General features: G+C 67.7%; 13 protein-coding genes. 4 read left to right on the top strand and 9 right to left on the bottom strand.

Going from position 1 to position 12736, the window contains the following annotated elements; translation table 11 throughout:
• From WBA11_RS09890 to WBA11_RS09880, 3 genes are all read left to right on the top strand, one after another.
• Nucleotides 1-495: 5-formyltetrahydrofolate cyclo-ligase (locus WBA11_RS09890; RefSeq protein ID WP_424520534.1), on the top strand; the 495-nt coding region annotated here is incomplete at its 5' end.
• An 82-nt stretch (nt 496-577) separates the two neighbouring features.
• A complete protein-coding gene (locus WBA11_RS09885) occupies nt 578-1378 on the top strand; it encodes a PspC domain-containing protein (RefSeq protein WP_424520533.1) in 801 nt (266 codons plus the stop codon).
• 79 nt (nt 1379-1457) lie between these two features.
• Entirely contained in the window at nt 1458-3125 is a 1668-nt protein-coding gene (locus WBA11_RS09880; RefSeq protein WP_424520532.1) for a hypothetical protein, read from the top strand.
• A 73-nt stretch (nt 3126-3198) separates the two neighbouring features.
• On the opposite strand, the gene WBA11_RS09875 is transcribed toward WBA11_RS09880, so the two are convergent.
• The 3 genes from WBA11_RS09875 to WBA11_RS09865 all read right to left on the bottom strand — a co-directional run bounded on the left by WBA11_RS09875 (nt 3199) and on the right by WBA11_RS09865 (nt 6588).
• On the bottom strand, nt 3199-3771 hold the full coding sequence (locus WBA11_RS09875; RefSeq protein WP_424520531.1) for a hypothetical protein: 573 nt from the start codon (nt 3769-3771) through the stop codon (nt 3199-3201).
• A gap of 143 nt (nt 3772-3914) precedes the next feature.
• Entirely contained in the window at nt 3915-5183 is a 1269-nt protein-coding gene (locus WBA11_RS09870) for a M16 family metallopeptidase (RefSeq protein ID WP_424520530.1), read from the bottom strand.
• A 46-nt stretch (nt 5184-5229) separates the two neighbouring features.
• Nucleotides 5230-6588 (bottom strand): M16 family metallopeptidase, encoded by a 1359-nt coding sequence (locus tag WBA11_RS09865; RefSeq protein ID WP_424520529.1) that lies wholly within the window; start codon nt 6586-6588, stop codon nt 5230-5232.
• 239 nt (nt 6589-6827) lie between these two features.
• Between WBA11_RS09865 and WBA11_RS09860 the strand changes: the two genes are divergently transcribed.
• Nucleotides 6828-7244 carry a glutaredoxin family protein gene (locus WBA11_RS09860; RefSeq protein ID WP_424520528.1) on the top strand — a complete coding sequence of 139 codons (417 nt, stop codon included), beginning with the start codon at nt 6828-6830 and terminating at the stop codon, nt 7242-7244.
• Here WBA11_RS09860 and WBA11_RS09855 read toward each other — a convergent pair.
• The 6 genes from WBA11_RS09855 to WBA11_RS09830 form a co-directional block, all read right to left on the bottom strand.
• On the bottom strand, nt 7241-7843 hold the full coding sequence (locus tag WBA11_RS09855) for a response regulator (RefSeq protein WP_424520527.1): 603 nt from the start codon (nt 7841-7843) through the stop codon (nt 7241-7243). The two genes, WBA11_RS09860 and WBA11_RS09855, sit on opposite strands and share 4 nt — an antisense overlap.
• Before the next feature lie 72 nt (nt 7844-7915).
• Nucleotides 7916-8440: a dTDP-4-dehydrorhamnose 3,5-epimerase family protein gene (locus WBA11_RS09850; protein WP_424520526.1), complete on the bottom strand. Its 525-nt coding sequence runs from the start codon at nt 8438-8440 to the stop codon at nt 7916-7918.
• Between the two features lie 107 nt (nt 8441-8547).
• The gene (locus tag WBA11_RS09845) at nt 8548-9828 is read right to left on the bottom strand and encodes a methyltransferase domain-containing protein (protein WP_424520525.1); all 1281 of its coding nucleotides are present in this window, start codon (nt 9826-9828) and stop codon (nt 8548-8550) included.
• 3 nt (nt 9829-9831) lie between these two features.
• Nucleotides 9832-10911 (bottom strand): NAD-dependent epimerase/dehydratase family protein, encoded by a 1080-nt coding sequence (locus tag WBA11_RS09840; RefSeq protein WP_424520524.1) that lies wholly within the window; start codon nt 10909-10911, stop codon nt 9832-9834.
• Between the two features lie 159 nt (nt 10912-11070).
• Entirely contained in the window at nt 11071-11469 is a 399-nt protein-coding gene (locus WBA11_RS09835; protein ID WP_424520523.1) for a hypothetical protein, read from the bottom strand.
• Nucleotides 11470-11684: 215 nt separating this feature from the next.
• Complete coding sequence (locus WBA11_RS09830) at nt 11685-12473, bottom strand: WecB/TagA/CpsF family glycosyltransferase (RefSeq protein WP_424520522.1); 789 nt, start codon at nt 12471-12473, stop codon at nt 11685-11687.
• Nucleotides 12474-12736: the final 263 nt, after the last annotated feature.

Here is a 12736-nt window from a genome sequence, read left to right as displayed (position 1 = left end):
ATCTCGCGTCGCGTCGAAGCGGTGCTCCACGACCTCGAGGCCAACACGGTCCACCTATTCTGGCCTCTACGTGGCGAGGTTGACCTCCGTGCCTTGGCGGATCGGCTCAGGCGTCGAGGGCGGACCGTCGTCCTGCCCGTCGTGACGGGGCCACGACGATTGGAGCACCGCGTCCTCGAGAGCCGTCAGGCCGGCGAAGCCGACGCCGACGCGCTCGTCCCCGGACCGTGGGGGCTGGTGGAGCCCCCGACGACGGCGTCACTCGTCACCCCCGCCGACCTCGAGGCCGTCGTCGTGCCGGGCCTGGCGTTCGGTCGCGACGGGACGCGCCTGGGCATGGGCGGTGGCTACTACGACACGTTTCTGACCGAAACTGATGCAACCCGTATCGGCGTCGCGTTCCAGGACGCCGTCCTCGAGACCGTGCCGGTCGAGGCTCACGACGCGCGCGTCCACATCGTGGTCACGGACGCCGAGACGATCCAGATTCGATGATCCGACCTCGAGGGCGGACCTTGCCGACCCCGCAACTCCGAGAGGCCCCCTCCGTACCTTTTGCAACCCTGTCCCCTCCGTCATGCCCACCCGTTCCCGCCGACGCTCGAGCTCTGAGGACGCAGAGGTCTACGACGACGAGTTCGGATTCGTCACCGACGATGACATCGCGGCCTTCATGGCCGAGCAGGAGATCGAGGAGGAGAAGGCCGAGGAGAAGAAGGCCGGCTTCTGGAATCTCCAGACCGCGTCCGGGATGGGCCTGATCGGGCTCGGGGCGCTCTACAGCTTACAGCTGATGGGTCTCTTCCCGCTGGGAAGCGCGCTCTTGTACAACCTGGTTCAGGTGCTGCCCATCTTCGCGGCGATCTTGATCATGCTGACCGGGTTCGGCGTCTTGTCGTGGAGCCCGGCGTCCCGTCGGCGCAAGAAGGCCCGCAAGCGGGCGGCACGCCGACGCCAGCAGCAGCGGAGCCAGGCCTCGAGGTCGGCACGGAAGACGGTCGGGCGCAAACGGCGGTCCAAGGACGAGGCCGGAGAACGGGCCTCGAGGGCGTTCAAGCAGGCCGAGCGGGCGCTCGCGGCGGCGGGTAAGACCGCGAGCCGTGCCGCTGACGAGGCGCGGGCGCGCCGAGCTAAGGCGCGTCGTGCCGGTCGGACGAAGCTGATGAAGGACCGCAAGAACCGCAAGGTGACCGGCGTCGCAGCCGGCATGGCGAACTACTTCGGCCTGGACCCGACGGTCGTCCGCATCGGCTGGGTGATCGCGGCCATCTTCTCGCAGGGCGGCGCCATCATCCCGTACTTGATCTTGACGGCGGTCCTCAACAACGACGACGAAGAGGATGAGGACGACCCGCTCATCCGCTTCACGGACGGCTAGCGCCCCTCCGGGGCAAGCGGAAGGGCCGGACGGCGGCGGACGATTGGCGGCTAGCTTCGAGGCGGTCCCCTCCCGTCCCGTGCGCCTCTTCTTCGTCACCATCGCGGTCCTCGGTCTCGCCCTCGAGGCCGATGCCCAGCGCGAAGGGCTCGTCCAGATCGAGAGCCCGCTCTCCGATTTCCTGGTCCGCCAGGCCAACGCCGGACGCCTGCCCGCCGACGCCGCCACGGACCTGCTCCCCGTCTCTGCCTGGGAAGCCGGCCGCCTGCTCGACTCGCTCGCGGCCCGCGTCGAGGCCGGTACCGCCCGCCTGAGCCGGGCCGACCGCCAGTTGCTCGAGCGGTACCAAACGCTCTCGCCCGCGACGGCCTTCGGACAGCAGCCCCCGCTCGGGGCCTACGCCGACGGCGTCTCGTTCTCCCGCTCCCAGGGTGACGGTTACGCCTTCGAGCTCGAGCCACTTCTCTATCTGTCTGCCGGTCCGACCCAGCGGACCGACCTCGAGGGCCGCGACGCGACCGCGCCTGCGTACCTGTTCGACCGTGGGCTTCGGGCCGCCGGCCACCTCGGGCGCCTCTTCTTCGAGAGCCGCGCGCTCTTGAGCCAGCGCCGCCCGGCGGTCTACGAGTACGACACCGCACAGCGGACCGTCCCGCGACTCGGGTTCGTCAAGAGCCTCAACGAGGACGAGTACGAGTACTTCACGGCCGAGGGCGTCGTCGGCTATCGCGACCGGTTCATCGAGGCCCGGTTCGGGCGAGACCGGAACCGCTGGGGCGCAAGCCGCGGCACGCTGTTTCTCTCCGACTATTCCGCTCCCTACGACCACCTCCAGCTCCGCGCTCAGGCGGGACCGGTCACCTACGCGTCCACGTTCGCCCGCTTCACGACGCCTGACCGAGACGCCCGGGGCCGCGACGTAGTACTCCCCTCGAAGTACGGCGCCTTCCACCGGTTCGCCCTCGAGATCGGGCGCGTCGAGCTCGAGGCCTTCGAGGCCGTGATCTTCCACGACGACACGATGAACGCCAACCGGCGGGGGTTCGAGCTCGGGTACCTCAACCCGGTCATCTTCTATCGGTCCGTCGAGAGCGAGCTCGGGTCCGGCGACAACGCACTGATCGGGCTCGGGGCCTCCGCCCGACCCATCGACGGCGCTCGTGTGTACGGCCAACTCCTTATCGACGAGTTCCGAGCTCAAGATTTCGGCACCGATGCCTGGACGAATAAATTTGGCGCCCTCGCGGGCTTCCACACCGTCGACCTGGGCGTGTCCGGCTTGGAGGCCCGCGGCGAGTACGCGTGGCTCCGCCCCCACCTCTACGGCCACCGGACGGTCTCGAGCGCCTACGTCCACTACGGCGACGTCGTCGGGCATCCCGTCGGGCCCAACGCGGACGACGTGATGCTCGCCCTCGACTACCGACCGACGCTCAAGGCCACGGCCGGGATCACCGTCGCGCGGACGCGCCGAGGCCGCGAGCCCCAGGCCGACAGCACCGTCGGCACCGATCCGACGCGGAGCTACGAGCTCCGGGTCTCCAACAGCGCCCCCCAGTTCGACGGCGTTCGACAGACCGAGTGGCTCGTCGAGGCCCGCGCCGGCTACGAGATCCTGCCGAGGCTCGTCCTCGAGGGCGCGGCCGTCTACCAGTCGGTCGACGACGCGGAGACCGGCCTGGACCGGGCGGTCGTCGGGTCGCTCCAGCTTCGGTGGGGCCTGCCGTTCCAGTCCGAGCGGTACTAAGCCCGACCTCGAGGACGAAAAAAGGGCCGCCCTCGTGAGAGAGCGGCCCGGATCGAACGAAGCGGCTGGGGGCCTAGGCGTCGTCGGTGCCGGCCCAGGCTTTCTGGGTGGCCTTAACGGCTTCCATCCCCACGTTCGGGTCAATCGTCTTGTCCTCGTCGGTCAGCTCCTGCGCCACGACGGTGCAGACGGCCTCCGAGAGATCGCCGATGACCTTTGTCAGGTCCTTTAGGTTCGAGAGCGCGAGCGCTGCCAAGTCGTCGGCCTTGAGAGCGAGGGCGGTCGTGTACAGCATGTGGTAGCTGATCGCGGCCAGGCTCGTCGCCGTGTACGAGTCGCGGACCATCCGGGAGACCTTGTCGGTCTGGCGGAGCTGGTCGTAGAAGCCGGCGGCGACGCCCAAGGCGCCGAGCACGGCGTCCTTGACGGCCTCCTTGATCCCTCCGCCTTCGGTTCCTTCGAGGTAGCCCTCGAGGCCGGTGACGTGACGGTCGAGCGTCGTCTTGAGCGACGACAGGACGCGGACCGCGTCGGGGTACTTGGCCGTGTCGTCAGAGGCGAGTTGGCGCTCGACGGCCTCGCGGATGTGCGTTTCGACGGCCGCCATGTCCGTGGCGTAGGTGTTGAGAATGTCTGTGCGATCCATGGGATAGAGTGGTGTTGGGAGAGAGGACCTATCGGACCGGTCCCGATCTCTCGCCGTTCCAACGTCCCAACGTGGATCCTGTCAAATCTGACCGGAACCGCCGATCTGGGAATCTCCCTGACCAAGCGCCGACCGCGAGGTCTCTACTCCGGGAGCGTCCCCGCGACGGCGACCTGGAACTCGTCGGGCCGGATGTGGCGCTGAACCGCGCCCGTCACATCGTCCGCCGTCAAGGCGGAGACCAGGTCCGGGTACGCGTCGAGGTATCCGACCTCGAAGCCCCGCTCCGCGTTGATCAGCAACCGCGCCGCAACGCCGCCCGTCGTGGCCAACCCGACGACGTGCCGACCGGCCAACGTCGTCTGCGTCTGCTCCAAGACCTCGGGAGACACGCCCTCGAGGACGAACGCGGCCACCTCGGCACGCGTGGCCTCGATGCCGCGCTCGAGGTTCTCCTGGCTCAGGGCGACTCGAACGCGAACGTGCCCGTCGTGGCGGACGGACGGCGCGCCAAGGTCCGAGCCGATTCCGTACGTCAAGCCTTGCTCGTCGCGGACGGTCTGCATCAAGCGGCCAGAGAAGTTGCCGCCGAGAGCAAAGACGCCGGCGTAGGCCGCCAAAAAGTCGTCGGAGTCGCGGCGCAGGTCGACGGCGTGGCCGATGCGGACGTCGAGGTTGCGGCGGTCGGCCATCTCGACCACGACGCGACCGGGCGGCTGGGGCGCCGGAGACGGCTCGAACTGTGGCGATCGTCCGTGCCGAGCCCACTCGCCGAGCGCGCTCGCAAAGGCGGACTGCGTCGCCTCAATGTCGACGTCTCCCACGACGGCGACCGTCAGTCCATCGGACCCGACGTGAGTCTCGTGGTAGGACCGGATCTCGTCCGGCGTGAGCGCCTTCAGCCGATCCAGTTCGTCGTCCGGCTCCAGCACGTAGTTCGGGTGAGCCTCGCCGTAGAGCCGACGCGCGAACGCCCCCGACGCCTGGGAGCCGGTCGACTCGCGTGAGCGCCGGACGCTCGCCGTCGCACGGACGATCGCCTTTTCGATCTCGGCGTCCTCGAGGGCGGGCTCGAGAAGCTGCTCGGCCAAGAGCGCGATCACGTCGGGCAGGTCGTCACGCAGGGCGCGGCCGGCGAACCCCATCCGGAGCCCGTCGGAGTAGAACGAGAGTTGGGCGCCTCGACCCTCCAGCGCTTCCGAGACCTCGAACCGATCGCGGTGCTTCGTCCCCTTGTCGAGCAGCCCGGCGACGAGCGACTGCACCACGTCGTCCGCGACTCCCAGATCGGGAGCCGACTCGAAGGAGCCGCGAAAGCTCACCACGTCGCGGACGTCGGTTGGTAGAACGAGAAGGTCGGCGGGGCCGGCCTCGAGGGCGAGGACACGGGAGGCGAGCGAGACGTCGGGCACAGATCGGAAAGCAAAGAGAAAGGGCGAGACTCGCCCTCGAGGACGCTTAGTCGGCGAGCGGGACGTACCAGCCGACCGTCAGCCGGTCGTCATCGAGGACGGACGCGGCGGCCGCCTGAACGTCGGCGGCGGTGACGGCCTCGATGCGGCCGCGGTACTCGGCGAACAACGTCCAGTCGCCGACGGCGACGGCCTCGTTGATTTGGGCCACGACCGAAAACGGCCCGTCGCGCTCGAACGCTTCCTGGGCAACCACTTGCCGGCGCGCTCGTGCGAGCTCGGTGTCCGTCACGCCATCCTGCGCCACGGCCTCGAGGGCGGACTTGAGCGCGTCCTCGGCGGCGGCGTGCTCGACGTCGGGCGCGAGCGTCGCGTAGGCCACGAACAGGCCGGGATCGCGCAAGCGCGGGAAGTAGGCGGACGCGGACGTGCTGATGCCGGTGTCGGTGAGCGCTCGGTACAGCCGGCTGCTTTTGCCGGCGCCCAGGATCTGGACGAGGACATCGAGGGCGTCGGCAGTCTCATCGAGGCCGTGCGGTGCCTTGTACGCGAGCAGCACCGTTCCGAGTTCGCCGGCCTGCTTGACGACGACGCGGCGCTCGCCACGTTGCTCGGGCTCTCGCGTGACGGCGTCGTCCGCGTCGCGGTGGACGAGCGGCTCGGGGGCGTCGGGATCTTCGTCGGGACCCGAGGGGATGGCGCCGAAGTGCGCCTCGATCAGGTCGAGAGCGTCCCCACGATCGAACGCGCCGACGACGGTCGCGGTCGCGTTTCGAGGCCAATAGTAGGTGTCGTAAAAGTGGCGCAGCCCCTCGGCGGTGACCGTCTCGACGTCGCTCCGCCAGCCGATCACCGGGTGGCCGTACGGGTGCGCCTGGTACGCCGTCGCGTACGTCGCGTGGAGCAGCTTGCGGACGGGCTGATTCTCGCCCTGGTCCAGCTCGTTCAGCACGACGGTCCGCTCGCTCGCCAGGTCCTCATCTCGGACACGGGCGCCGCGCATCCGGTCGGCCTCGATTTCGACGGCCCGCTCTAGGTGCTCGCTCGGCAAAAGCGCGTAGTAGTTCGTCCGGTCGTACCACGTCGTCGCGTTGACCTGCCCACCGACGGCCTGGAGCCGTTGGAACACGCTCGTGCCCAGGTCGCGGTTGAACCGGTCCGTGCCCTTAAACATCAAGTGCTCGAGCAGGTGCGTCGCACCCGTCAGCCCTGCCCCTTCGTTCCGGCTTCCGACGCGATACGTCACCTGAAACGCGACGACGGGTACGGCCGCCTCGGGAGCGAGGAGGACGGTCAGCCCATTCTCGAGGTGGCGGTATTCCTCGACACCACCCGACGCGCGCACAAACTCAAACGCAGAGTGGTCAGTGGGCGTCGCGGCCGCGAGGGCGGAATCGGTAGGCATAGGGTCGAAAGAGTCGCAGCGCCCCCCTACGGGTAGCCCAGGGCAGGGATCCCCGCTCGGCCTCGAGGGCGTGTCCTCAAACAGGTGTGCATGCCGACCGTGTCGTCCTCGAGGCCGCCTGCACGTTGCCTGGGAAACGAGAAAGAGACCAAGGCGGCGTGCCGACGTACGGATCTTGAGGACTGAGACGTCTCTGCCGAGCGCTCTCGCCGCGTCACGCCTTTCCGCTGAACCCGACCATGACCCGAGCTCTCTTCGCCCTCGCCTTCTTGGTCGGCTGCCAGACCGCACCGCCTGAGGAGTCGGAGCCCGTGGCCGCCCTCGAGGTCGCCACTCCCGAGCCTCTGCCCGCCGATGCCGACGAGGCCGCCCTCGAGGACGATGCGGCAGACGGCGGCGTGAGCGCGGTCCGGCCCGAGGTCGTGGTCTACGTCACGTCGTGGTGCCCGTACTGCCGCCAGGCCCGTGAGTACCTCGCCGCGGAAGAGATCCCCCACCGCGTGGTCGACATCGAGGCCAGCGAGGCGGGCGCCCAGGAGTACGCCGCCCGAGGCGGGACCGGCGGGATCCCCCTCGTCGTCGTCGGCGACGAGGCCATCGAGGGCTGGAGCGCCCAGGCGACCGACGAACTCTTGACGGCGGCCGGCTACAACTAGACGCTCGGCTCCCCTGCTCGGTCCATCACGTTCCCCAAGCCGAGCGTCTTGGCGATCTCGTTCAGCCGCATCGGCTTGGCGAGGAACGCGTCCATCCCCGCGGCGATGCTCTCTTTCTCCGCCGCGGGAAGCGCCGTCACTCCGACGATGAACGGCTGGCGGACGGACCGCTTTCGAATCTCGGCCGTGATCTCGATCCCACTGGCGGCCGGCAACATCACGTCCATCAGGACGATGTCGTACTCGCCGGTATCGACCCTATCGAGGGCTTCCTCGCCGGTCGCGACCGAGTCGGCCTCGAGGCCGAGGACGTTGAGCATGTCGATCGCGACCCGCGTGTTGGTCGGGTCGTCCTCGACGATGAGGGCACGAGGCGTTCCCGCCCCCGCAGTAGGCGACGTCCGAGAATATCGGCGCAGACGTTCACCATTGAACACTCGCGCGAGCGCCCTGTCGCCCAACTCGTCCAGCACGTCGAGGACGGACTGAACGGCCTCATCGAGGCGGTTTCGCTGAGCGGGAGGCACCGGTGCCTGCTGCAGAACCTCCAGACAGCCGACCAATGACTGGAGTTGAGTGCGGGCCTGAGCGTCGAGCATGTCGTCGTGTGAGCGTCGCGCTCATGATACAGCGACGGCACTAATGCGCCCCCTTAGTCTCTTGGCCATGATTCACACGAACGGGTAGCTAGCGTCGCGCGGATGGACCGCACGGACCTCGCCCGGCCACTCGATGGCAAACGCGGGGTCCTCGTAGTGGACGCCGCGACCGGCGTCCGGCGCGTAGCGTGCCGAGATCATGTAAAAGACCTCCGTCTCGTCCTCGAGGGTGAGGAAGCCGTGTGCGCACCCTTCCGGGATGTACAGCCCGACCCCGTTCTCGGCAGAGAGGATTTCTCCGTGCCACCGGTGGCGGGTCGGAGAGTCCGGCCGGAGGTCCAGGCACACGTCCCACATGGAGCCCCGCGTGCACCGGACCAGCTTGGCCTCTTGGTGCGGCGTGTCCTGGAGGTGCATCCCGCGCAACGTTCCGCGCTCGCGGTTGAACGATGTCGAGCACTGCGCGACGGTGCCGTTGAGGCCGGCGGCCTCGAGGACGTCGCCGTCCCACGTCCGGGCAAAGTGGCCCCGGTCGTCCTCATGCCGTCGGGGGTGGACGACGACACAGCCGGGGATGTCGGTTGGCTCGATGGTCACAGTGCCAGAATGGGGAAATGCTGTCGTGTCGGCCTCGATGGACCGGCCTCGAGGGCGACCCGCCGACCCTCGACCTCGCGAGTGGAACTGAGGGCTTGGGGGGAGCTCTAAAACACCTCGACGCGCGGGATTGGAACGACGAACTGCCCGCCCCACGACCGAACGTGGGCCATCTGGTCTGCGATCTCGTCACGCAGGTTCCAGGGCAAGATGAGGACGTAGTCGGGCTGGGTCTCCTCGATCATGGACGGGTCGTAGACGGGGAGCCGCGCGCCGGGCGTGTAGGTGCCCTGCTTGTACGGATTGCGGTCCACGGTGTAGTCGACCAAGTCCGTTCGGATGCCGCAGTAGTTGAGCAGGGTGTTTCCCTTCCCCGGCGCCCCGTAGCCGACGACCGTTTTCCCCTCGCGACGCGCCGAGATCAGGAAGTCGAGCAAACCGCGCTTGGTCTCCCGTACCTGCTCGGCAAACGCCGCGTAGGTCGCCAAGTCGTCCACGCCCCACTCTTGCTCGGCGGCCTCGAGGGCGCGGACCCGGTCCGAAATGGGCTTTGACGCATCCGCGTCACGACGGGCGTAGATGCGGAGCGATCCGCCGTGCGTCGGCAGTTTCTCGACGTCGAACAAGGTCAGTCCGTGGCGCGCGAACACGCGCTGCACAGCCGTGAACGAGAAGTAGCTGAAGTGCTCGTGGTAGATCGTGTCGAACTGGTTGTTGTCGATCAGTTCGACCAGGTGCGGGAACTCGACGGTCGCGACGCCGCCCTCGGCCAGCACGACCTCGAGGCCGGCGACGAACGAGTTCAGATGCGGTGTGTGTGCGAGCACGTTGTTGGCCGCGATCACGTCGGCCTCGAGGCCGTCTGCCCGCATCGCCCGTGCTTCTTCGAGGCCGAAAAACGCGACGCGCGTCGGGACGCCCTTTTCACGAGCGGCCTCGGCGACGTTGGCCGCCGGCTCGACGCCGAGACACGGGATCCCTCTCGCCACGGCGTGCTGCAACAGGTACCCGTCGTTGGAGGCGATCTCGACCATGAGCGAGTCCGGTCCGAGGCCGAACCGCTCGGTCACGTCCTCGACGTAGCGCTCCGCGTGGGCGACCCACGAGTCGGAGTACGAGGAGAAGTAGGCGTACTCGCCCTGGAAGATGGCCTCCGGGGGCACGACCTCGTCGATCTGGACGAGCGAGCACTCGTGGCAGACGAACGCGTGCAACGGGTAGAACGTCTCGCCGAGCCGGAGGTCTTCGGGCTGGACCACGTTCTGGCACGGCGGGCTCGACCCGAGGTCGACCATCGAGAACCGGAGCGGCGTGCCGCACGAGCGACACGGGAAGCCCTGGTCGGGAACGTCGGCAGGAAGCGGGCGGGGCGAATCGAGGATCTGCATGGATCAGGCGAGCGCGGGAGTGGAACGACCGTCCTCGAGGACGCGCGGACCAGACGCTGGGTCGGCCCACCGCAAGTCGCGCGTTAGGCCGCCGTCCTCGAGCAGGGACTGCAGGTGGGCGATGCGCGAGTAGCGAGGTCCCTCGAAGACGTCTGGCTGAAGGTCGAGGCCAGTGAGCGTGTCGCGGACCTGCCGGACGCCGTCCCGTACGGTCCACGTCGGCCGCCACGCGGGCAATCGCTCGGCGATCTTGGCGAAGCTCACGCGGTAGGACCGGGTGTCGGGCGAGGCTCCGTCCGCGAACGTCACCTGGCAGTCCGGGACCTCCTCCCCCACGATCGTCGCGACGTCACGGATTTGGTAGTTCTCTCCCTCACGGCCCACGTTGAACGCTTGGTCGTGCACCGCGTCGCGGTCGGCCTCGAGGGCGGCGACGACGGCGCGGGACACGTCCTCGACGTGGACGAGCGGGCGCCACGGCGTGCCGTCGCTCTTCATGCGGATGGCCCCGGTCGCAACGGCCCACGCCGTCAGATTGTTGACGACCAAGTCGAACCGAAGGCGAGGTGAGGCGCCGTAGACCGTGGCGTTGCGCAAGTAGACCGGAGAGAATCCGCTCGACGCGAGCGCACGAAGCCCACGCTCGGCGTCCACCTTGGCCTGGCCGTATGGCGTGACCGGGTTGAAGTCGGCCTCTTCCGTGACGGCGTCTTGGCCCGCCGCGCCGTACAGGCTGCACGACGAGGCGAAGACAAACCGGCCCACGCCGGCCTCCCTCGCGATCTCGCCGAGCCGCACCGACGCCTGGGCATTGACCCGGTCCGTGAGGCCAGGACTCAGGTTGCCCAACGGGTCGTTCGACAGGTTCGCGAGATGGACGACCGCGTCGAAGCCCTCGAGGTCGGCGACCGTCGCGTCGCGCACGTCCAGGCGCCTCGAAGTCGGAGGGGCCGGCTGTGGACCAAAGCGACAGGCCGAAAACCACTCGGCGTCGGCGCCAGTGACGGCGTGTCCAGCAGCACGCAGAAGCGGTGCGAGCACCGTTCCGATGTAGCCGTCATGGCCAAAGAGGAGGACGTTCATGCGAGGAGAGCGGGCGTTGGCTTCTGGGACGTGCCAATCCCGTTCCAGCAGTCCCAGGCCAGCCTCTCGCCCTCGATTGTGTCACGACCGGTACACAACGAAACGAGGCCACACGGTCTCTACCGGGCGGCCTCGTGTGAGGGTGGAGAAGCAGCGTCCCTAGATGCGAGAGATGTGGACCTCGAACATGTCCCCCTCAGCGCTACGGCTGTTCACCTGATGCTCGTCTTCGAAGTTACGGCGCATATAGTTTCGGACACCCTGGACTTCATTCTTGCTCGCCTTGAACGCAAGCACTTCCCCCCTTTTGAGATCGCTAAACCGCTCTCCGATCGGGCTGTACTTGCTTCTCCGGGTCCCCTTCGAACTACGGCGCTCCGTCGCCTCCTTCTGAGAGATGGTCTCGAACTCGAAGGCGGTGTTCTTGCGGGTCGACTTTGCCTTTGCCATGGGGTGCGGTATCGTATATGAGAAGACAAAGGAGAAGTCACCTTTGCTGTGACTATATAAATCCCACATCCTTCTCATTTCGCTCCAAGCCATGTTCTTCTCGTTCACTTGACAGAACACACCTACCGAACGAGTCGCCCACCAACGCTTCCCACTAACTCACAATGTGCATGGTATGGTGATACCGACTCGCCGAGCTGCCTCTTCACGTGAATCGTTCTGTACGTCTCAACATCGAGACCACACCACCCGTTCACCCTCAACCGTGCGGTGTCATCACCGCCTACGGTTCCCGACAGCGTCTCGAGGACGGACGTGAATCGCTAGACCGATGCGGAAGCCGACTGCGGTACCGACCTCGAGGCCGCACGCGCGAGCTCTCGGCGCTCACGCGTGTCACCAGCGAGAAAGCGAGGGACGACCCGAGCGTAGCGTCGCCATAGCCGTCGGGGCTCGACGGCCAACCGGTACGCCCACTCGAGGCCCGCCTGCTGAATCCAGCCTGGCGCTTGGCGGAGGAGGCCCGCGTGGAAGTCGAAGGCTGCACCCACGGCCATGCACACGGCACCTACTCTTTCGGCGTGCTCGGCACACCAGCGCTCCTGGCGAGGGCACCCCAGACCGACGAACACGATCCGAGCTCCAGACCCTCGGAGTCGCTGCACGAACGCCTCGTCCTCGTCGTCGGTCAATGCGCGGAATGGGGGCGAAATCGCTTCGACGACCTCGAGGCCGGGTGCCTTCCGGGGAAGGTGCCCCTTGAGCGCCTCGAGGACGGACTCTGTCGAACCGTAGAGAGCGACGGGGATACCGCGCTTAGCCGCACCCTTTGCAACGCTCAGCGTCGCGTCAGGGCCGTAGACCCGGTCTCGCTGATCGACGCCACGCGCGCGCATGGCGCGCACGATGCTCATGCCGTCGGGTACGTTGAGGTCAGCGCCGTTGAGGACGTCCGCGTAGGACGGGTCGTCCTCGGCCTCGATGACGCCGTGGGCGTTCGAGAAGCAGACGTAGCGGGCCTCCCCAGCCTCGGCCCATTCGAGGACGCGGTCGGTGGTCTCAGCGGTCGTGACGGCGTCGTAGCGAATGCCGAGAACGGGAACGGAGGTCATGAGTGGCCAGAGAGGGGTCTGGGTGTCGGCCACCCCTCGTGTCGATTGCACCCCTTGCTCAATAGACCCAGTTGGTGTCTCGCTCGCGCACCTCGAGGACGATTCAAACCGGGACGCTCAGCCCGCTCTCGACCATGGCCAGCGCTCGAGGCCGAAGTAGTTGTCCCGTCCGGGGACGAACAGGTTGCGAACCTGGCGGCCGCTCAGAGCGAACCGAGCCAGGGCCGCGAGCGCATGCGTTCGATGGCGTGTCGGGAGCGGGA

The organism is Rubrivirga sp., from assembly GCF_049648075.1.
Taxonomy (GTDB): Bacteria; Bacteroidota; Rhodothermia; order Rhodothermales; family Rubricoccaceae; genus Rubrivirga.
Note: the sequence above shows the minus strand (reverse complement) of the source record. Positions and strands in the feature narration are given on the sequence as shown.

Coding starts and splice junctions, on each gene's coding strand:
- WBA11_RS09855 (WP_424520527.1), bottom strand. CDS start 7,843: ATGCTCGACGCTCAGGCCCGCACTCAACTCCAGTCATTGGTCGGCTGT.
- WBA11_RS09875 (WP_424520531.1), bottom strand. CDS start 3,771: ATGGATCGCACAGACATTCTCAACACCTACGCCACGGACATGGCGGCC.
- WBA11_RS09830 (WP_424520522.1), bottom strand. CDS start 12,473: ATGACCTCCGTTCCCGTTCTCGGCATTCGCTACGACGCCGTCACGACC.
- WBA11_RS09845 (WP_424520525.1), bottom strand. CDS start 9,828: ATGCAGATCCTCGATTCGCCCCGCCCGCTTCCTGCCGACGTTCCCGAC.
- WBA11_RS09840 (WP_424520524.1), bottom strand. CDS start 10,911: ATGAACGTCCTCCTCTTTGGCCATGACGGCTACATCGGAACGGTGCTC.
- WBA11_RS09865 (WP_424520529.1), bottom strand. CDS start 6,588: ATGCCTACCGATTCCGCCCTCGCGGCCGCGACGCCCACTGACCACTCT.
- WBA11_RS09860 (WP_424520528.1), top strand. CDS start 6,828: ATGACCCGAGCTCTCTTCGCCCTCGCCTTCTTGGTCGGCTGCCAGACC.
- WBA11_RS09885 (WP_424520533.1), top strand. CDS start 578: ATGCCCACCCGTTCCCGCCGACGCTCGAGCTCTGAGGACGCAGAGGTC.